At 43.6% G+C, this 22,485-nt stretch carries 13 protein-coding genes; 5 read left to right on the plus strand and 8 right to left on the minus strand.

Annotation, left to right across the window (positions count from 1 at the left end):
* Positions 1 to 128 precede the first annotated feature (128 nt).
* The gene (locus IPZ60_RS06165; protein ID WP_194196977.1) at positions 129 to 1,241 is read left to right on the plus strand and encodes an aminoglycoside phosphotransferase family protein; all 1,113 of its coding nucleotides are present in this window, start codon (positions 129 to 131) and stop codon (positions 1,239 to 1,241) included.
* A 58-nt stretch (positions 1,242 to 1,299) separates the two neighbouring features.
* Complete coding sequence (murU, locus tag IPZ60_RS06170; protein WP_194196978.1) at positions 1,300 to 2,034, plus strand: N-acetylmuramate alpha-1-phosphate uridylyltransferase MurU; 735 nt, start codon at positions 1,300 to 1,302, stop codon at positions 2,032 to 2,034.
* 87 nt (positions 2,035 to 2,121) lie between these two features.
* Here murU and IPZ60_RS14375 read toward each other — a convergent pair whose 3' ends face one another.
* From IPZ60_RS14375 to IPZ60_RS06200, 7 genes are all read right to left on the minus strand, one after another.
* Positions 2,122 to 2,238 (minus strand): DUF2474 domain-containing protein, encoded by a 117-nt coding sequence (locus tag IPZ60_RS14375; protein WP_370463019.1) that lies wholly within the window; start codon positions 2,236 to 2,238, stop codon positions 2,122 to 2,124.
* 119 nt (positions 2,239 to 2,357) lie between these two features.
* Positions 2,358 to 3,374, minus strand: a complete 1,017-nt coding sequence (gene cydB, locus IPZ60_RS06175; protein ID WP_110922378.1) for a cytochrome d ubiquinol oxidase subunit II — start codon at positions 3,372 to 3,374, stop codon at positions 2,358 to 2,360.
* Entirely contained in the window at positions 3,374 to 4,870 is a 1,497-nt protein-coding gene (locus IPZ60_RS06180) for a cytochrome ubiquinol oxidase subunit I (protein ID WP_194196979.1), read from the minus strand. Before IPZ60_RS06180 ends, cydB begins: the two co-directional genes overlap by 1 nt.
* Positions 4,871 to 5,297: 427 nt before the next feature.
* Positions 5,298 to 7,775 (minus strand): triacylglycerol lipase, encoded by a 2,478-nt coding sequence (locus tag IPZ60_RS06185; RefSeq protein WP_194196980.1) that lies wholly within the window; start codon positions 7,773 to 7,775, stop codon positions 5,298 to 5,300.
* A gap of 373 nt (positions 7,776 to 8,148) precedes the next feature.
* Entirely contained in the window at positions 8,149 to 9,246 is a 1,098-nt protein-coding gene (locus tag IPZ60_RS06190) for a hypothetical protein (protein WP_194196981.1), read from the minus strand.
* Between the two features lie 224 nt (positions 9,247 to 9,470).
* A complete protein-coding gene (gene coq7 / locus IPZ60_RS06195) occupies positions 9,471 to 10,115 on the minus strand; it encodes a 2-polyprenyl-3-methyl-6-methoxy-1,4-benzoquinone monooxygenase (RefSeq protein WP_194196982.1) in 645 nt (214 codons plus the stop codon).
* Positions 10,116 to 10,386: 271 nt separating this feature from the next.
* On the minus strand, positions 10,387 to 11,718 hold the full coding sequence (locus IPZ60_RS06200; RefSeq protein WP_194196983.1) for an MFS transporter: 1,332 nt from the start codon (positions 11,716 to 11,718) through the stop codon (positions 10,387 to 10,389).
* Positions 11,719 to 12,175: 457 nt separating this feature from the next.
* Between IPZ60_RS06200 and IPZ60_RS06205 the strand changes: the two genes are divergently transcribed.
* Both IPZ60_RS06205 and IPZ60_RS06210 read left to right on the plus strand, forming a co-directional pair.
* Entirely contained in the window at positions 12,176 to 15,538 is a 3,363-nt protein-coding gene (locus tag IPZ60_RS06205) for an autotransporter assembly complex family protein (protein WP_194196984.1), read from the plus strand.
* A gap of 72 nt (positions 15,539 to 15,610) precedes the next feature.
* Positions 15,611 to 20,605, plus strand: coding sequence for a translocation/assembly module TamB domain-containing protein (locus IPZ60_RS06210; RefSeq protein WP_194196985.1), 4,995 nt, complete (start codon positions 15,611 to 15,613; stop codon positions 20,603 to 20,605).
* Between the two features lie 237 nt (positions 20,606 to 20,842).
* Here the strand turns inward: IPZ60_RS06210 and hemP are convergent, their stop codons facing one another.
* The gene (gene hemP, locus IPZ60_RS06215; RefSeq protein ID WP_227672156.1) at positions 20,843 to 21,001 is read right to left on the minus strand and encodes a hemin uptake protein HemP; all 159 of its coding nucleotides are present in this window, start codon (positions 20,999 to 21,001) and stop codon (positions 20,843 to 20,845) included.
* 295 nt (positions 21,002 to 21,296) lie between these two features.
* Between hemP and IPZ60_RS06220 the strand changes: the two genes are divergently transcribed.
* Positions 21,297 to 22,433 carry an NUDIX domain-containing protein gene (locus IPZ60_RS06220; protein ID WP_194196986.1) on the plus strand — a complete coding sequence of 379 codons (1,137 nt, stop codon included), beginning with the start codon at positions 21,297 to 21,299 and terminating at the stop codon, positions 22,431 to 22,433.
* Positions 22,434 to 22,485 lie beyond the last annotated feature (52 nt).

Genomic DNA, 22,485 nt, shown 5'->3' on the forward strand with positions numbered 1-22,485 from the left:
GAATGATAACTCAATATACTTGTTATAGCAGTTATTGTGGCTCAAGATTTCACCATTTTAACAAGGTTTTGCCTGACTTATCACTACTTTAATTGTTTACGACTTATATTTAACCTGCGATGCCCATTATGACTGACAAACTAACTTTAGAGCCGAACATGACTGATACCGAAACAAATAGTCGCTTACAGCAGCTAGAGAGCTGGTTGCAGCAGATATTTACAGGTAAAAGATTTAACTTAGATAGCCTGCCTGGTGATGCCAGCGCCCGCCAATATCACCGTATTCAACTACCAAAAGATGATGGTAATGGAGCGTTGAATTATATTGTCATGGATTCTGCTGATGAACAAGATGCCATGCGTCAGTTCATTAACGTCGCAAAATTGATGGCACCTGCTATTAATGTACCAGCGATTGTCGCGCAAGATGTGACCAAAGGCTTTTTGGTCTTACAAGACTTTGGTGCGGTAGAGTTCGCCCATTTACTTGTTGATGCGCCATCTACTCAAGTGAACGAGTACTATCAATTGGCAATGCAGACGTTGGTCGCACTACAGGCCGTACCTGTTGAGACAGCAAAATCTCAGCACCAATTACCAGATTATGATACGGCGTTGTTGGATCGTGAAATGGATCTGTTTACGGATTGGTTTATACCCTATATCGGAATAGCACTTGATAAGACGTTGTGGGACAATTTAAAAGTAGCATTGACGAAAGAGATTTTGCAGCAGCCACAAGTCATCGTCCATCGTGATTATCACAGTCGCAATCTGATGCAGGATCAAGCAGACCATTCGCGCTTGGGTGTGATTGATTTTCAAGATGCAGTGGTTGGCTCTTACACCTATGATTTGGTGTCATTGGTACGTGATGCTTATGTTGAATGGCCGGAGCGTCAAATATCTGAATGGATGAAAGACTTTTGGCAATTACAGCAGCAAGCAGAGCTAACCACAGCTGCCAGTGCGCAACAGTTTGAAAATGATGTCAATGTGATGGGCGTGCAGCGTCATCTAAAAGTACTGGGGATTTTTATCCGTTTGTCTGAGCGTGATGGCAAAGACCGCTATTTAGCAGATATTCCTAAAGTAATGAGTGATCTAGTTTTTGAGCTAGAGTGGCTTGGCAAACACGGGAGTGATAGCTTGCAACAAGTACTACTACCATTTAATAAATGGTTTGTGGATACCGTGCTGCCTGCATATCAGCATAAGTTTGTGCAACAGTATATCTAAATTTATTTATCATATTAGCATCTCGAGAGCTTAAAACTCACACATTATAGGAGTGTACATGTCTACCTCTACGATTACACAAGCCATGATTTTGGCAGCGGGCAAGGGTACTCGTCTACGCCCGTTGACGCTTGAGACGCCCAAGCCTTTGGTGGAAGTTGCGGGTCAGCCGCTTATCGTTTGGCATATCAAAGCGCTACAGGCGGCAGGTATCACTGACATTACGATCAATGCGTCATGGTTGGCTGATAAGCTCATCGATACGTTGGGTGATGGCACTCAATATGGCGTAAAACTGCATTGGTCAGTAGAAGGCGATGAACCTTTAGAAACAGCGGGTGGTATTTTTCAGGCACTACAAACTGGTAAGCTGCGTGATGAGCCGTTTATCTTAGTGAATTCTGATGTTTGGACGACCTATGATTTTACCCAGTTGCAAGACTATACACTGGGTGCTGATCAGCGTGCACATTTACTCTTGATTGATAATCCGGCGCACAATGATAGCGGGGATTTTGCGATTAATAATGGGCTTGCTAGTGAGCAACCTGTAGGTGATGGTGATAAATATACCTTTGCTGGCATCAGTGTGATGTCTCCTAGATTGGTTGATGGTTTGGTATCAGGTCAGCCAGCGGCGTTGGCACCATTGCTCAAACAAGCAATGCTCAAGTTTCAGATTACTGCTGAAGTCATTACTGACAATTGGATAGATGTGGGCACGCCTGAACGCTTGGAACAGGTAAACGATTTTATTGAAAGTAAAGGTGCCAAAAACCACTTAGGTGTATAAGCTCGATAAATTCTTATATAAGTATGCATAAAAAAGCAGCGTTGATTTAATCAACGCTGCTTTTTTATGCGTGTATCTCGGGGAATGTTAAACACCCATTGCTAGTTTGATTAGCTGTGCAATGGTAAACACGACCAAAAATCCTGCCACATATAGGCCGACAAACCATAGCCATTGTGACTTTTTCTTACTGAGCTTTTTCATGCTCGTCTCCCATTTACGTGTCAATACGCTTTTGAACATCAGTATAGCTACTGCTAATAACAGCAATAGCCAGTGACTGTTTTATCAATTCATATGTCCATGCTTAACGTTCTTATTTATCAGTACATATGCTCATGATCCGTCTTACCCTTAAAGGTGTAATACGCAAAAGCGGTGTAACTCAAAATAATGGGTAGCATAATACCAGCACCAACGAGCATAAAGGACAGTGATGTATCTGCTGCTGCTGCTTCATAAATCGTCATTTGATACGGTACGATATAAGGGAACATGGCAGAACAAACACCGATATAACCCATCAAAAATAACGCGACAGTCAATAGGAATGGACGATATTCACGTTCAGTGTTCAAGTCTTTACGCATAATAAAGAATAACACCATGACGATAATAGGCATGGGAGCCAGATATAATAAGTCTGGGAAGTGAAACCATCCGTCGAGTGCATTGATATCTGAAAAATACATAAATACTGTGACGACAATCATGGCGACAACTAGAGCAGATAGCATCCAGCCAGAAACTCTGCGTGCCCAAACTTGTAATTTGTGTTCTGTCTTGATAATAAGCCAGGTAGAGCCAAGTAGGGCATAACCGATAATCATCGCAAAACCGCAGACGATAGAGAAAGGCGTTAGCCAGTCAAACGGCCCACCGGTATACAAGCGATTGCTCGCTTCAAGCCCTTGTACCAATGCCCCAAGCATAATCCCTTGAGAAAAAGTAGCAAGTACTGAACCGACAAAAAAGCAAGTATCCCAGACATGGCGACGTGTCGAAGATTTAAATCGAAACTCAAATGCTATGCCGCGCAAGATAAGACCAAATAACATCGCTGTCACAGGTAAATAAAGACCCGTCATAATGATGCCATAAGCGACTGGGAAAGCGGCGAACAAGCCACCACCGCCCAGTACCAACCACGTCTCATTACCATCCCAAAACGGTGCGATAGAGTTCATGATGCGGCTACGATTTTTATCGGAGCCTGCAAATGGAAATAAAATACCGCAGCCTAAATCGAAACCGTCTAGTAAAACATAGACAAAGACTGCGAGAGCGATAAGTCCGCCCCAGATCAAAGGTAAGTCTAATACATCACCGTAGTTAAACATTAGCGTAACCCTCCTTCATCGATGTCATCTGCAGGTTCATCAAGGTCTGTTCTCATTCTGTCGCCAGCACTGGTATCGCCAGTCAACGTGCGACCTTGACCTTCTGTGACAGAATGCTCATAGAAGTTATCTTCAGAAGGGTCTGAATAGGGTTTTGGCCCTTGAGCAATCAAGCGTAGGATATAGAAACTGCCTGCACCAAAGACAAAAATATACAGCACAATGAAACCAATCAATGTGGTCGCGACTTGCTGTGCAGCGACTGGTGACATACTTTCAGCAGTACGAATAACGCCATACACGGTCCATGGTTGGCGACCGGTTTCAGTCACAAACCAACCAGATAATAATGCAATAAAACCAAGCGGTGTCATCATCATCCACGCACGGTGGAACCAGACGCTTTCGGGATTGAATTGCTGTTTTTTGAAGTATTTGTATATGCTAAATAAACCGACCAGCACCATTAACATACCAATAGCAACCATGATACGGAACGCCCAAAACACAATCATAACGTGTGGTTGGTCTTCAGGTGCCCAGTTTTTGAGACCTTTAACTTCGCCATCTAATGAATGTGTCAGAATCAAACCAGAGACATATGGAATCTTAACTTCATATTTATTGGTTTGGTTTTCTTGGTCAGGAATCGCAAATAAGCGTAAGGCGGCACCGCGCTCATCTTCCCAAATACCTTCCATCGCAGCGACTTTGGCTGGTTGATGCTCTAAAGTATTTAGACCATGTTCATCACCAATCAACACCTGAGCTGGCGCGACAAATATGGCCATAATCATCGCCATACCTAGCATGACGCGACCGTGTTTGCGGTGCTCAGTATGTTTTTTGGATTGTAAATAATAAGCACCAATACCCCCAATGACAAATGCAGTTGTCAAAAATGCTGCTGTCATCATATGAGCATAACGGTAAGGGAAAGATGGATTAAAGATAATCTCAAGCCAGTTGGTTGGGTATAGCAAGCCATCTGCGCCCACCATAAAGCCCTGCGGCGTTTGCATAAAGCTGTTGGCGGCTAAAATCCAAAAACCTGAAATCAGTGTGCCGATGGCGACAATTGCAGTTGCAGCAAAATGCATGCGTTTGCTCACACGTCCCCAACCGAACAGCATAATCCCTAAGAAAGAAGCTTCTAAGAAGAAAGCAGTCAGTACTTCATAGGCGAGTAGTGGGCCTAAGACGTTACCGGCTTTGTCAGAGAATACCGCCCAGTTGGTGCCGAATTGATAAGACATTACCACACCGGATACGACACCCATACCGAATACGACAGCGAATATCTTAATCCAATGCTTATAAACTTCGGCATAGATAGGATCGCCCGTTCGAAGCCAACGGAATTCAAGCACCGTCAACCAACTGGCTAGTCCAATAGAAAAAGCAGGAAATACAATATGAAATGAAATAACAAAAGCGAATTGAATACGCGCGAGTAACAACGCGTCCATTTGGTCGATCATAAATGCAGCGAACATAAGCGCTTACCTTTATTTGTTAGCCAAGTAGCGCAAGCTTCCATGATACGCTCAAGTAACTGCCCGCAACCTTTTATACGAGTATCGCGGTCAATAATCAGGTTTTCTTTAGCTGTGAATATTAGCGAGTTAAACCGTTTTATTTATGCTATGACTAAAGCGATTCAACTGAATAAATAATTTATATCCATACAAATTAAGAAATAGTCGTTCATTCAATTACTGTTACTGATGCTTCATTATGCGCCTGCAGCTTTATCGCTACAAGTAAGGCCATGTAACGCATACTTACTAGTAAATATAAATTAGTAAGAATAAGTTAATGCTATATTCCTTATACAATATTATATATTGTAATAAAGTATAAAGAAGGTGTTTTATCGTACTTAGCAGTGTTCAATATCGTCAATGTTCAACAGACCCTAAACTATTGATTGAGCTGCTGATGCAGTATACGCCTTAATGTCAAAATAGTTTGAGGGTTTTCTTGAATGCTGTGACCACCATTAATAACGGTTTCGGAAGCTGCACCGTCTAGATGGGCACTGGTATAAGGTACGATACCATCAGATAGGCGTTCAGTTAATGCCTGACTGATATTTTCGTCGATGGTAACGGCCGCTACAAGCGATTCGTCTGTCAGTTTAGCGCTATCAGAATCAGCGTTCTCACTTGCGCTAATAGCTTCACCTCTTGCGTCTTCTTCTATCGCTTGTGACAAGTCGATTCTCGCACCGCCCGGCTGCATTTCTGCCAGTCCTTTAGTGATGTCAGCATCGTTATTGGCAATAATTGAGTGATAAGTAATGCGGTCATTGATAGTGAGATCTTTGGTGAGCTGTATAAAGGAGGATTTATCGCTGAGCTGGCTAGCACCGTTTTGTAGATATAGTGCGCCTAATGGGTTGTCTGCCAAATCGCCTTTCGTTGCAATCGTTGCTAAATTTTCAGTGACAGTTTTCACTAAACCAACGGGTAGGTAGACAACACGGCGTAGGGCGCGCGTGAACCAGCGGTCTGCATAATCAGTACCGCGAAACGGCGCAGACAAAAAGACAGCGGTATCTACTTGTGGTAATGTTTTTAGCTTAAAACGTTCTTGTAATTGTGCCTCACCAAAAGAAGCTTTGAGTGCGTCGCGGACTTTACGTTTTTCGCTATTAGAGAGTATGTTTTGATCATCGAGATTGTCTAGGTCATCGACTAAGTTTTCATCAGATAGCATCATGCGAGCGATCACAGCACCCATACTATGACTGATAATCACACTGTTTTTGCTCGCGAGATTTTGTCCTGTCGGATCCGTCTGCTGATAAGTGCTGTCAATCAGACGTTGTATTTGGTAACGGTTTTCTAAAATAGGTAAGTTGGTTGGGTAAAATATTTGCCAAACCTGATAGTTGTCACGTAACTTATCATCATTGAGAATATCGTTGGTCAAATTCACCCATGTTGCAGGGCTAGAGGCCAAGCCATGCAACATAATCAGTACGCGTTTATTGGGATCATAAGGCTCGAGCATAAACAGTTTGGGCAGTCTTTCTTCTGGTTGGCGAGTAATCAAATTTAGATAGCCGACGCCATCTAATTGGTTCTCTGATAGCCACAAGCCGTAACCGGCAGAGAAGTTGGCGGCCAGTGGATAGTCATTATTGAGGATATTAACACTTTCGCTTTGATACGGATTATACAGGTGGATATCGAGTTTACGACTGTCTAGTACTTCTAGCACGCTATCGCCACTGGGCTCAATCAGACCCGTTAATAGTAAATGGCCTGTGGGATAAATTCGCGAACTTGGTTTGCTATCATCGATATTATCTTTTTTATCATCCGATTGACCTGACAGTGAGGATACCAATAATTGGCGAATCGTGGTGGTATAGCGATCATCCAATGACGCAACCAAGCTAATGCCCAAGCCTGGACGTTTACTGATTGAGTTGAGCCCAGAGAGACGTAAATCATAAGTGGAGACCAAGTCTGCCAAAGCGGAGGTTTGCTTATGTGCATTTTGCAAATAGCTGTTTTCATTGGGCAAATAAACGCCGAGGTCATAGCCATCGACTTGTATCTTCATGACTTTGACTTGGTCGGTAGTCTTGCCTTCTAGAGGTGCACGGTTAGCAATAGCAGCCTGCGCGCTATTATCACGTTCAGTGGAGGCTATTGGTAAATGTTCTATCTGTGGGTCGCCCATCAGTTTATCTGAACCATCTACTGCCTTATAGAGCTGAGTGATGACATCATTGCTTGCCGCATTATAAATATCTTGGGTCTGAATATCAGTATCATTTGGAATGCGGTTTGGTGTACTAGAATGGCTACTATCCTGAGCGCTACCTTCAAAATCATGCGCTAAGCTGTCATAAAATAGATAGGTATAACTGTATTTTATCGCATTAAACAATCGCTCTTGGTAGCCAGTTAGGCAACGACCGGTGTTTTCTTGTTGAACATTGGCCTCGGTATCACTTAACGGTGCATTGGCATAATAAGGGTCGAGTGGCGGGCGAGAAAGCGCATTGAGGCAGTCTTGCGATTTGGCAAGCTGCCGAGCCTTTGCATAATGTAGTTCAGAAAAAATAGCCAGTGAGGAACGGTGGTGTTCATCTAAGATGCTATCGGTGAGCTGGGTCAAACATAAATCAAACTGCTGCATACAAGCTTGCTCATTGAGCCCTGCTGATAAGAGTGCTGATGCGGTGTCACTACTGAGCTTGTTGTCCGTGACAATGTTGCCACGCTGTGCCGTAATGGTCTTTGCTGACGCTTGTTTATTTACCGAGACCGTACTACATGCCGGCAATAACGCCATCGCTGCTATCAAAGCGACTGAAGTGATCGGTATGCTTTTTTTATTGGCGTGCGTTACCATATTTTTTATAGGGTTAACGAAAGTCATAGTTCAGTCCAGTTAGTCATCAAGGTATAAGTCAGTAAGCGGTGTACAAGAGAGAGTGTAGCGTAACTTTTGCGATTAAGCTTTTTTATTTTAAGCTCTATCGTTAGGGCTTTTTCATTAAGTAATTTCGAAGGAATAAGGCTATCTATCGTTGATACTACTATTGGTATTGCTTAGTTGTATTTACATCTCACCAATCGAATATATTATTCATTTAAGCGGGATAAGAAGCTAATTAGAATAACTGGTTTATTAGTGGACACAAAAAAGCGTCTCCATTTTATATTGAAATAATATCGATATAAAATGAAGACGCTGACTGCTTTGGTCGTAGATTATGTATCAATCATTTTGATCAATACGTAAAACCATTTTAGACACCTGGTTTAACGTTGATGTCAGGTGCTGGTATGTCCCAAATGTAGAACTTACCTTCTTCAACAAGTTTTATCTGCTGACCAATCATAGCATTGTTGGGATTTTTACTCTCAAGGCGACGCAGACGCTCTAACGCGCTATCACGACGGTCACTTAAGACGTCCGACTGTGCCAAGCTTTGCTCTGCTTCCGTATAGCCTAGAGAGACGGCTTTATCTAAGTATTTTTGACCTTCTTTAAAACCACCACCTTCTGATAGCATCATGCCATACAAGAAGTTGGCTTCACCGCTATCAGGTTGCAGTTTGATGGCACGGTCCACATATTTGCCACCGCGTATCGTATAGTCTGAACCCAAATCTAGGTTACGTCCCATGCCGTTAAGCTTGGCTGCACGAAGCAGCACATCATAAGAGGCATTTGGTGACAGGGCATAAGGTTCAATCCACTCAGCCAATACTTTGATTTTTTCGCGAACATTATATCGTTGTGTACGGTTAGGGAAGTTTGGTGGATAGTGGCGGGCATTAGGTGATGCCTCTTGGATAAAGTCATCAAGCAGACTCACGTCTAATTTATCAGAGTTAGCGGTTGTTTGTTGTGGAATCAATACGGTCTTTAAAAAGCTCACGTCTGACAACTGTACTTTCGGCGTTGGAATGTTTGCAAGTTGACCACTACGCAGGTCGATACCAGATGTCGTCATTGGACCTGGCTCATAGACATGAGTGCTACCTGTGTACACCGGCTTGGTTGGGGCAGGTGTGACGGTTTGTGGCTGCCCAGAACTCATTGGAAAAAGACTTTGCGTAGGAGCGCTTTGTTGAGTAGCAGCGACAGGTGCATTAGTTTGTGGCGCTGGTTGAGTACTTGATTGAGCTGTACTGTCTGCTTTGGGTTGAGCAAGACGAATCACACGTTTACTAGAGTCTACAGCACTAGGGACGGATGTGGCTGCTGCATTGGTTTCAGCTGCATTGACAGGTGCTGATAGCAACATTGTGCATGCGGCTGCTAGTGCGGTCATCGTGACCAGTTTCGAAGACTTGGTAGACACACTGCTAGAGAGCATTGATTTTTTAATGGTTTTCATAAAGATTGTTACCTTGTTTATTTAGTCGTTATTTAGCAATTAAATGGTCATATAAGTTGTGTCTTTACTGCAAAATCGTACAAATTTCTCATACCGTAGCAAATTAAGCTTTACGCTATCAGTAGTAGGATTGTTAATAGCAAACGTCAAAAACTCGATAGCAGACGCGATAATCAAGCTTATAGTCTCTATTAACCTAGAGCTGGCAACTACATCGTTTACTACTACAAATGATAAGCAGTGGCTTTCATACGGTTGGCCATCCAGCGCATCGTCTTGCGTACAGGCGGTGACAATGCAGCGCCGCCGCTGGCAAGTGCGAGTTCACGATGGTGCAACTCTTCGATATCCATTTGTGCCAGTATCTCCTTTGAGCGTTTGTCATGCTCAGGCAGTTGCTGGATATGATCTTGCAAGTGCTCACTGACTTGTGCTTCTGTCTCTGCGACAAACCCCAAGCTGAATTCATTAGAGATAGCACCAGCTACTGCCCCAAGACTAAAAGACATGCCGTACCATAGTGGCGTAAAGAGACTGGCGTGGCTACCAAGCTCACTTAGACGAGTCTCACACCATACCAGATGGTCAACTTCCTCTTCGGCAGAGTGTTGCATGGCTTGCTTGACGCCATGATCTTTCGCCGCAAAGGCTTGACCGTGATAAAGCCCTTGCGCGCATACTTCACCAGTATGATTGATACGCATCAGCCCTGCGACATGCCGTGCCTCAGTGATGGTCAGCTCAGGAATCTCATCGTTGCTGACTGGTAATGGACGCGTACTAGGGTTTGAGTGCGGTACGACAGCTCGTAATGCCTTATCGACGCCGAGTAAGAACTGGTCGATTTTGGATAAGGGATGTAAGGCCATAATTCACTCCTAATGGCTGTATGTACTATCAAAAGGTACTGTTATTAAAAGATGTTATTATTAAAAGGTACTGCTGTTAAAAGATTCTGTTGTTAAAGTGCTATTGTTAAGAGTTACTATCAACAAATAAGGTTGTCTGTTTTTCTGAGACAATTATAGTCTCAGCTTCACAAGCATTGCTATAGCAAACAATCTAAATTATCAGCACGAATATTATCGGCTCAAAAACATACTGATTACTATAGTAATACTCAATTCAGCTTTAGCATATTTATGGAACGACTTCATCATGCGTTTGAATCACAGCACTTTTGATATGCCTATTGAGCTTAATATATAAAAACGCGCCAAATGCAATATTGAGTAGTCCTGTTGCCAAAAACAGCTGAGGCATGCTCAACGCCAACGTATTTAAGATAACAATCGCGAAAATCGCTGAGGTAACCATAAATATCGCATTAAAGATATTATTAGCACCAATGATACGCGCACGATGGCTTTTGGGTGCATATGCCTGCATAGACGCATACAAAGGCACAATATATAGACCGCCACTAAAGCCCAAAAAGAACAAGTCTGCAAATACTCGCCAGCTACCACTCATACCCACTAAATCACTGACACTGAGGAAGGTGTCATTGCTCACGTTGATATTGAGGCCTGATAGTGAGAAATATAAATCGATCGCAAAAATACTCAATCCAGCAATACCAAAAGGTAATAAGCGCAAACTGACTTGGTTTTTGGTCAATGATTTACACAGTAATGAACCAATCGATACGCCAACCGAAAATAGCGTCAATAGGAAAATCACCACTGACTCATCACCATGCAAAATGACTTTGCTAAGCTCTGGCATTTGGGTCAAGAACGTCGCACCATAAAACCAAAACCAGCTGTTGCCAAGGATGACGCAGAATAGAAAAGGTAATGAATATAAGTAGCGAACCGTGGCCAAACTGGTGGTAAAAATATTCCAGTTGATTTTTAGACTGGGCTGCATCGCTGGCATGGTTGGAATGTAACGTGCTGCCAAATAGCCCAACACGGCTACGATCAGAACGGTCACACTAATCCAATATAGCGACTGCGACAGTTGTGTGAGGACGCCCGCGATAATCATACCCAGCAGAATAGCTAATGAGGTGCCCATTTGAAACAAACCATTGGCACCAACCAACTCGTCTTCTTTCATCGCTTGCGGCAAGTAGGCGTATTTAATCGGTCCAAAAAAAGTTGAATGGGTACCCATTAAAAACAATGCTACAAATAATAGGGCATACCACTCAAACACGAAACCAACCGCAGCGATCGCCATGATCACAAGCTCAAGCAGTTTGATCAATTGCGTTAGCTTTGACTTTTCGTATTTATCCGCAATTTGCCCTGCCAGCGCTGAAAACAAAAAATAGGGCAAGATAAATAACATCGCGGCTAAGTTATTTAAAATACTGACTTCCATTCCCAACTGACTTGCAGCGGTGTAAGTCAGAACCAGTATGAGCGCTTGCTTAAAAACATTGTCATTAAACGCGCCCAAAAACTGGGTAAAAAACATGGCACTAAACCGGCGGTGCTTAAATAACTGAAACTGATTTGCCATGAAAGTTCCTACAGATAGATCGCGGCTGATAGATTAAAAGGACATACGGAGTGGGGCTTTTAAGATAAAGGTAATTATTAATAGTATCAAAAACTTATCGAAATATAGCATAGGTTTTATCAATATTAGGACGTATAATAGCAAGGCTTTGGTATAAATACATGCGCCCAACGCTATGATTTCATAATTATCTACGTTATGATTTGTGAATTTTACAGGGTTTTACTGTTATATATAAGTGATGGCAAGCCCCGCTAGCAATACGGTCTACCTACCTATTGATACGATAACGGCACTCAGGACTAAAGTTTGCACTATAGGCCGTAGACTGTCATTATCAAGAGCAAAGGTAGTCAATCAGAATCTCAGCCAACTGTTAATAAGTTTATTCACCGGTAAGACTTAGCGATTGCCCTCGTTAATGACATTGTGCCGCGTGAGGTGATAGGAAATAAACATGAACCACCAGCCTTCAACTCTAGCGCGTCCTGTATCGGTTAATCCGTGTGATATCTCTATAAATGTGCCAGATAGTATCAGTGCCCAACGCATGCAAACTTGCCATGCTCAAGCTTGCGATATTCAACCTTGCCAGACTCAAACTTGCGATATTCAACCTTGCCAGACTCAAAACGGCCCTCGTATGACTACGTGTGATGCGCCGCGCATTCACTTTACACGCTCTGCGCTTTTTTCTGCTTTAGCGACCAGCTTTGTCGGTTTTGGTATCGCACCTGCAGCTTTGGCTGATACTGCTATCAATGCAAATACTCCTGCTCAATCCATGACCAATCAAGTAGCGGCCAGTCAGTTAGCCACACTTTTAGATTCAAATGATGATGCTCAGCGCAATATTTTTGATAGTTCGGATGATGAGTTGTTGCAACAAGCCACAGCGATACAGCAGCAGGGTTATCAGATGATGACGCCTGCGCAGATAGATCGTGAACTGGCTGAATTGAATACGCAAAATACCCAAGACATTAATACGATAGATAGCGGTAATAACCGTAATAATGCCAATGGCATCAGTAGTAGTGACGTTGATAGCGATTTTACAGCGCCAATCGCGACGTTGAATGATACCGCACCGCCTATTGGCTTAGATGTGGATCTTGATGCTGACAGCCTACCATTACCTAGTAATCTTGATACATTGGGTAAGAGTGAAAATGCCACTGAGCCAACAGACACGACTGAATTGGTGTCGAATCCGATAAATGTCAGCAGCTCTGTCAGTGCTGAAAGTGTGGATGGTGACAGTGATAGTGATGGTAATAGCGACAGCGATGCTATTGATAATAGTAATGAGCTAGTCGCGAACAACAGTGATGTGGAGGATGTAGAGGGTGCGACAGCAAATATTATCGATCCAGGTGATTATCTGCCAGATTATCAAACAGATACTCAGGTAGCCGTTGAAAATGTCGAACAAACCAATAGACCTGGGCCTCGAGAGCGTAACAAAGGCAACATTGTAAAGCGCCTTTATAATCGTTTCTTTAATGATGGCGCCATTGCCATACCTAATGTTGAAACGACCATCTACTTACAGGAAGCCACGTCTGAAGATACGGACGATAGCGAACCAAAAGAAACCAAGGCGGATAATGATATCCAGCCAATGAAAAACATTAAAGCCGCACTGGATAACACCACAGTTCAGTCCGTTGCTGACTTTACTGCTGCTTTACCGCGCTTGCGTCAGACGGCACTGGATGCTGCAAAAGCCGTGGGCTACTATGAGGTTACGTTGAGTCTGCGCCAGCCTAGTAGCGATACTCTGGATGTGGTTATTGAAGAGTTGGGTGAGCCAGTACGTGTCGATAGCCGTATTATTGAGATTCGTGGCGAAGGTAGTGAGCAAGAGGAATTTGCAAACTTTGAAAACGAACTCCCACCACAAGAAGAAGATATCTTTAATCACCGTGTCTACAAAAACAGCAAAGCTGCGCTAGAGTCACTGAGTAATACCTATGGTTATTTTGACCAATATTGGCTAAACAAATCGGTTGATATTATCTTGCCGGATAACACAGCAGATGTTTCTTTGGTTTATGACACGGGCAGTCGTTACCAGTTTGATGACGTTGTGTTTTTTACCTATGACCGAGAGACCAATACGTTAACGGAAGACCCTGATAAGCTGCCTGTTGAGCTGCCATTATTGCAGCAGCTGCTTGATTTCAAACCCGGCGATCCATTTTATGCGCCTGATGTGACCAAATTTAGTAATGATTTATCAGCGACTCGTTACTTTAATACAGTGAACGTTGAGTCGATACTACCACCAAATGAGAGTAGTGAGGCCAGTACATTGGCTTTTGATAATACTCCAGTGAATAGCAACGGTACGTCAGAGTCAGATGAAGACGTTAGTAGCGGTAGCATTACTGATGTTATTAATAATGGTAATGACTCTCTAATGACGGCGAACGAGGCACTTGTTAGTGGCGCCAGCGATTCTAATAACGGCAGCGTGGTTAGTGAAAACACAGTCAATGAAGACGATATTGCTGCTATTGAGTTCGAGGCTGATGAAGCAACCCTAGATAAGCTGCAAGCCATTGAACAAAAAGCAGATCGTTTAAGCCGTTTGCCGAACGATCGGGTATTAGATGAAAAACCTCAAGAGGCAGACAACCTGTTAGGTAAAATCAGTGACTCAATCAGTAATGTTGCTCAAAAAATACTGCCTGATGAAAAAAGCCTGCTTTCCGATGAAAGCTTTGTGCCACCGACATTAGCAGGACGTAAAACACCGCAAGAAGTGGCAGAAAGTAAAAAAGTGCCGTTGTATGTTTTTGTTGCCTCTGACAAACCGCGCGACGCCCAAGTCGGTCTTGGTTACGGTACAGATACTGGCGTGCGAGCAACGGCAAAAATAGATTACAACTTGATAAATCGTCAAGGCTATCAGGCTGGTGCAGAAACGGAAGTTTCAAGAATTGCTAAAAATGTGGCGGTCTATGCCAGTCGACCTTGGAAGCACCCGCTGAATGATAAGCTAGATGCACGTCTGACTTATGAGGAAGAAGTGATCGACCAAGGTGAAGGTAACTTTGATCTGTCTACCAGAACACTAAAAGCAGCATTGGCACGTAATATCCGTCAAGATAACGGATGGAATCGTAGCTACTCTGTGCGCTACCGTTTGGATGAGTTAGAAACAGGGGTCGATGAAACAGAGTTGGATGATCTGCCTATACGTTTTACGTCTTCAAATCCTAGTCAGCAAGCGTTGTTATTTGGCTATGGCATGAGTAAAACCAGTATAGATAGTGTGACTAATCCGACTCAGGGCATACGTCAGTCTTACTCTATTGAAGCAGGCAGTGAATCAGTTGCTAGTGATACCAATATGGCAATCGTTCGTGCAGGTGTTAGTGGTCTTTATAGCTTCGGCGATGCCGATAAGCATCAAGTATTAGGCAGTCTGAATACGGGCTATATCTGGGCAGATGATTTTTACGAAGTGCCTTATAAATTACGTTTCTTTGCAGGTGGTGACCAGAGCATCCGTGGTTATGACTATGAGAGCTTATCACCACTAGAGAACGGCTATCTGACAGGTGGTCAAATTCTTGCGGTGGGTAGTGCAGAGTATAACTATGAGTTCAAACCGGGTCTTCGTGCAGCATTCTTCACGGATGTGGGTAATGCTTATGACGAAAACTTTGATACTGAGACAAAGGTCGGTGTTGGCGTCGGTATTCGTTGGTCGTCACCTGTGGGCGTGGTGCGAGTCGATGTGGCGGCTGGCGTGACAGAGGAGAGTATTCCCATTAGACTGCACTTCTTTATTGGTTCGCCTTTATAATTGTTTGATTCGTTCTGTTATTTATTTATCGTACCGATTGCCGGTAATCATTCTTTAACGTAGTTGAGTGCCATGCTGACAAAAAACAACCCGCCTAGTAACTCACCAGATGAAGATCCGGCACAGCGTGACGCTCGTGCAGTCAGGCGCTTGTATCCGTTATCATTTTTGCTCAAACTACTGGTGCTGATTTTAATCGTACTCGCGATTATGTTTGCGGTGTTCTTTTATGCGGCTGGCACAGAGTCAGGTACCAAGTTTATATTAGAGAAAGTCAGTGCCGAGACAGGCATAGAGTTCGAATATGGGCAAGGTAACTTGCGTGACGGTATTTGGGTGACCGACATCGATATCAAGGCGACTGAAGACCTTGAGATATTGGTTGATAAAGCCTATGTAAAGATAGGCTGGCGTGCTGTATTTGCCAAAGAAGTGCATTTGCGTGAAGCCGAGATACAGACCATTGAAATTATCAATAATGAGCCACCAACGGGTGAGCCCTTCGATTATAAAACCCTGCAGTTACCCGTCAATCTACGCTTTGATCAAGCTAAAATTAAAAGCATCACTTATAAGCAAGTGACCAAAGAGCCTGTCATCGTCCTTAATGTCGTTGCCCGTGATTTGACTTGGGTCGGCAGCACGGTATCCATTGCTCGTGGTGATTTGCAGTATGCTGATATCGTCAATATCAGTGCTTTAAAAGGTGAAATTGATTTACAAGGCGATTATCCGCTAGATTTAAGTGCTATTGCAGAAGTAAGTGCACTAGAACAAGCCTATATTGATCCACTAAACATTACCGCAACAGGTACGCTCAAGCGCACGGTTGGTAAAGTAAGCAGCCGCTATAATGATAGTGATGTTACCGGTGATTTTATTGTGCAGGGATTGGACAGCGATTCACCGTTTCGGGCAAAACTGCAATGGGATGATATCTTAATCCCGTATGCAGAAGATCAAGATATTCGCCTAAAAAGCGGTACGGCCACAGCAGAGGGTGTCATCTCTGAAATACGTCTACGCATCAATACTGAACTGACGGCCAAAGACATTCCTTCAGGTCACTATCAAGGCCGTGCGGTTATTGCTGATAGTCAGCTGCGTATTGATCGTTTAGATGCTGATGTGCCTGCTGGACGTCTGGTGTTGCAGGGTATTTTGGATTGGAAAAACAGCTTTGATGCAAAAATCCGAGCGACAGGCAGTAACTTTGATATCCGCCAAGCGATTCCTGATGAGTACGCTGACTTCAAAGCATATGCACCGCAAAGGCTTAATGGCAGACTGTCGCTACATTATCAGCAGCAGAATAGCGCTGGTAATACAGAAATAGATGCAGATTTACGTCAACGTGATGGCGAGCATGTCAATGCCAACATTGCCAGTGGCAAAGTTTCAGCAAAATCTAAACAGGCGGCTCCTTGGTATATTGATGCTAAATGGCAAAACCTAGTCCGCCGTGATGTGCCTGATGTCGGCAATATTAATAGCCCGAGTGGACAGGCGAATGTCATCATTCGTGACTCACAGCTATCCGTTGATGCCAATGCGGTTATCAATGAGCTCAATGCTGCTCCCAAAGGTAACTATGATGTGCGTCTACGTAAAGCTGGTGACGTCATTGATATCAATCGTCTTAACTATGAAGGAATCGTAGGCGACCTATCTGGTACTGGACAGATTCGACTAGCGAGTAAAAATACACCACTCACATGGCAAGTTGATGCGAGTACCAAAGGCTTGCTCCCGAAAAAATACCGCAGCGACTTACCACTTGAGCGTTTGACAGGTAGTATTAACGCCCGTGGTCGTCTGTTAAATATCACCAAAAGCGGTGTTAGTGGTCAGCGACATATCATTACGTTGAATAACACTGATTTGCAGACGCAGCTTGATGCCACACAAGACAGTCGTACCATCGGTATAACAGGTGGTGGTGATGCCAGCGTCGATATCGTCGGTGGTGAGCTGTCTGTATTTGATGCGCGCTTTGATGGCCAAATTGATACGGCAGATGTACCAAAAGGCCGCCTATCTATTGATGCTGCTGGCACGCCAAATCTGATTAGTATCCGTAAATTAAATTATAATGGCGAGGCTGGCGCAGTGGCAGCAAAGGGTGTCATTGATTTACGCAAAAATATTGGTTGGACGGTAGATGGCCGCTTTGACGATTTCAATTTGGGTTATTTTCTACCCAATAATCCAGCAATTCTGACGGGCGATCTAACCACCAGTGGTGAATGGCAAACGCCGCCTAGCAATAGTAAAAACACGCCAGGTAAGCTAAAACGTTTTGCCGTAAATTTCGATGGTGTACTGGATGCTGAGCAACTGCCAGCAGGTAAGCTGACTATTGATGCCAGTGGCGATGATCAATTGATTCGTATCAAACGCTTCCGTCATGTGGGTGCTGCCGGCAGCATCGATGCCAAAGGTACCGTAGATGTGCGTCAAGGCGTTGCGTGGGATATCAATGCGGTAATGGATCGTTTTAACCTAGGGTATTTCCTAAAAGACACACCAAGTCTTATCACGGGTACGATAGATACTGATGGACGCTGGAGTGATTCGCAGCAAATTATCAATATCAAGCAAGTTAATTTGAGCGGTATGTTAAAAGGGCAGACGTTGAGCGCTAAAGGCAGCTTGGCGGCGAAAATGCGCTTACCAAAAGACTTGGCAAGCTACTTTGAAAGTCTGCAAACGCAAGATGCTCAAGCGCAATACAAAAAAGTAAATGCCTTAATTGATAGCTTGAATGCCAAAAACCTCGTACTGCGTTGGGGTGATAATTACGTAACTGCTAACGGTAATGCTAAGCAGCTACAAACCAAAATTAATATCACCAGCTTAGATCAGCTCTCAGATCAGCTGGCTGGTAAAGTAACTGGCGGTGCCACTTTGTCGCAGCCAGTAGGACAAGCGTTGCCAACCATTTATATTGATTTGGTGGGTGAGCGTCTTGCGCTACCAGGCTTTGTTTTACGTCAGGGTCGTGTCCGCGGAAAACTGGTTAATCTGGCAAATAGCCCAAGTCAGCTTATCATTACTGCCGAAGGCTTAGATGCTGCTGGACAGAGTTTTAAAAGTGTTAAGGCTTCATTTAATGGGACAGAGCAGGCACATGTGGTCGATCTCGATGTGGCCAATGAACAGCTAACTATTGGTGCAAGAGTCAAAGGCGGTTTCAATCGCAATAACGTGAGCTGGTCTGGAGTCATCGGTGAGGGTCGCATTCAGTCTAAATACGCGACCTTAAACCAGTTGCAACCAGCGCAGTTGATTGTGAATCTACCTAACGAACAGAACGGGAAAAACACAGACTTCGAAGTACAGCTAGCCGCGCACTGTTGGCAAGCTGCTGATCAAACTGGCAAGCTGTGTTTACGCAAAAAACTAGTCGCATCACCAGACCAAGGTGAGGTCGATGTGGCCTTACAAAATCTGGATACTTCATTATTCTCAGTGTTTTTGCCCAAAGATATTGACTGGCATGGCAAGATTAATGGTAAAGCCATTGTCGGCTGGCAACGTGGTCGTCCGCCGACTATTAATACAACGTTGTATTCGGATAATGGCAAAATTGGCTTAGCTCAAGAGGGTGATAGCGCTGCTGTTACTTTACCTTATAAGCGGGTTTCTCTCATTGCTGTATCCGTTCCAGAAGGCCTCAAGCTACGCACAGACATCAATACTGGAAGCGGTGCTCGTGGCTATGCTGAGGTCGTTGTTGATCCTTATAAAGCGCCTAAGCCAATTTCGGGTGCACTGGTACTCAATGAGCTTAATCTAGCGATATTTAAGCCTTTCTTCCCAGGGATGCGAGTCCTGCGAGGAAATGTCACGATGGCAGGTGGCGTTGGCGGTACGCTAGATAAGCCGCAGTTCTATGGTGACGTAAAGCTTTCTAATGGCCGTATCGCCATGTTGGATTTACCGATTAACTTGACCAATGTGAATGCTGCCGCCAAAATTCGTGGCACTCAAGCAACGATGGATGGCACGTTTAACAGTGGTACCGGTAAAGGCTCTTTAACAGGAACGGTTGATTGGAAACAAAAGTTACAGGCTAAGCTAAGTGTTATCGGCGAAGGATTGGTGCTTACTCAGCCGCCATTGCTAGTAGCTGAAATCGATCCAGATATTGATATTATTGTGCGCCCAGGCGATCGCTATGTTGATATTAAAGGTGCCATTAGTGTACCGTCAGCGACTATCCGTCCACCAGAAGCCAGTGAAGATATCGTGACGCAAACTGAAGATGCAGTCGTGCTCGATCGTCGTTTGATTGGTAATATTGATGAAGTCTTGGCCATCTCGAAGCCTTGGTCTATTAATGCAAACATTGGTATTGATTTGGGTGAGGATATCAACTTCCGTGGCTTTGGTGCCGTGATTCCTTTAGCAGGGGCGATTAATATCACCCAAAATGGTACTGGGGTTATGCGTGCAAAAGGTGTGGTGCAGGTCTCACGTCGTACTGATATCAATGCCTTTGGTCAAAGTTTAGAGCTCAATTATGGTCAAGTACGCTTTGACGGTGATGTCATGAATCCGACCTTAAGTGTCGAAGCAGTTAAAAGCATTGAAGGGAAAATAGTAGGCCTACGCGTCAAAGGTGATACTGAATCACCAAATATCATCGTCTTTAACAATGCTGGTCTGACACAGCAGCAAGCGATGAATGCATTGGTCACAGGCCGCCTTACTAATACAGGTGCGACCCAAATCAGTGAGCAAGGATTTAAATCGCAGGTTACCAATAACTTAGCAGCGGCTGGATTGAGTTTCGGACTGAGTGGCACGCGCAGCTTAACCAATCAGATAGGTCAGGCTTTTGGTTTGCAATCTCTCACCGTGGATGCCTCCGGCAGCAGTGAAGACACCAATGTCAATGTCACTGGTTACGTGACCCCTGATTTATATATCCGCTACGGAGTAGGTGTGTTTAATGCTCAGAATAGCTTGTCGGTTCGTTACCAGTTGACGCGTCGTATCTATGTTGAAGCAAGCGCCGCTGCAGAGAATGCAGTAGATGTGGTTTATAGTTGGCAGTTCTAAACGCAACGCTATAGTCAGAGAACTACTAAACTGCTACGGTGTTAGTCTCCTTAGATGTACTACCTGTACAATCTGCAGTCGACTGCCTTGTAGCAATTTTAGATTTTTTTGACTATAAATTATTATCAATATCTAAAACCTATATCCATTAACGATGACCACAGTAATTTTCAGCCAATAAAAAACGCCTTTTAATGAAGGCGTTTTTTTATAAGTGGGCATCGAGTGATGTTTATTCTATTTGGTTAGGATTAATCGGTTATTACGTGTCAGGCGTAGGCGGTATTCTTCACCTTCATGCTCGATACGTACTTCCTTGGTTAGGGCAAATAAGTGTTGTGATTGTAGAGTAGGTAGACGGTTTTCGCGGCAGTTTAGATAACGAGAGATGACCATGCTCATAATAAAATCCTTTTGATAAAAAATAGCTGAGTAGCGATAACAGTAAGTAATCGTCTTTAACGATAATAATTATCATTTAGATTGAATGATTTTGCAAGACAATTGATAAAATAAAATGCAGTTATTATGTAAACTTATCTAAAGCAGTTGTCATAAAGTTTGTCTTATTCGAAATAAACTATGAATATTATATTTAAAATCAGTAATTTAAGTTAAGTAACTGCTATTTCCTAACATTTTCGTATGACTGAATATACTCTAATAAAAATAAACAACGAAGGACAAAACCATGCCAAGTGAACCAAATAACCAAGAAATAAACCAAACCATAGATAAAAAAGCAGTCATCGTAAACGTTGCCGTCGCTGTTATTCATCATAAAGAGCAATATTTCCTTGGGTTTAGAAATGCTACCCAACACCAAGGCAATCGTTATGAGTTCGTCGGCGGTAAGATTGATGCCAATGAGAGTGCAGAACAGGCACTGGTTCGAGAAGTCGCTGAAGAAACAGGGATTGCTATAGATAAGGACATTATTGTCAAGCTTGGTCGTTTGCATCATGACTATGGTGACAAGCAGGTTGTACTACAGGTTTACAAGATTGAGCTGACAGCGCAGCAATACGAGCAGCATAAGCATTGCGAATATGGATTAGAAGGGCAGGCGCTGACATGGGTGGATAAATCTAAGCTATTGGCAGGTGAGTATCCCTTGCCCGCTGCGAATAAAACGATTCTAGAGTGGCTGAGATTGCCAACGCAGATAACGATTACCTATCCATTATCACATTTTAGCGAATGTTCTGATCCAGCGGCAGCATGGTTACAGTATCATCAAACCCATTTAGCACCAGAGTCTTTGGTTTATATCAGAACAAAAGAAGCTGATGCAGAGCGCTCAGGCAATCTAGCAGCGCAATTGATGCATGGTCGTCCAGACGTTCAAGTAATTGTACCTTATGGTACTGATAGTCAGGTTATAGACATTGATAAGTCAATACTGATTAAAGATGAAAATATCTCTCATCAAATCGTTGCAAATCATTTGACCCATACGGCATTAATGCAATGGCTTGAAAGTGTTTCAGACACTTCTGTATCTGAGAATTGTTTATCGGATGACTTTCCATTGATAATCAGCTGTCACGATATTGCCAGTATTGAAGCGGCCAACAAACTCGCCAGTGCTCGAATACAGCAACAGCTACCGCCAGTGATCGGTATTTTTATCTCACCAGTATTAGCCACTCACACGCATCCTGATACTGTACCACTTGGTTGGGAGGCATGGTCTGCCTTAGCACAGCTGGCCGATATGCCAGTCATTGGTTTGGGCGGTCTATCACCCACGATAATAGATCAAGCATTAGCACATGGCGGTGTCAGCGTTGCTGGTATTCGTCAGTTTTTTAACAGTGAAAAATGAGAAGAAATTCGACTTATATTGAGCCTATTATTTGTTGAAAATTAACAGGGAC

Source organism: Psychrobacter sp. NG25, assembly GCF_015234355.1.
In the GTDB taxonomy this organism is placed as follows: Bacteria; Pseudomonadota; Gammaproteobacteria; order Pseudomonadales; family Moraxellaceae; genus Psychrobacter.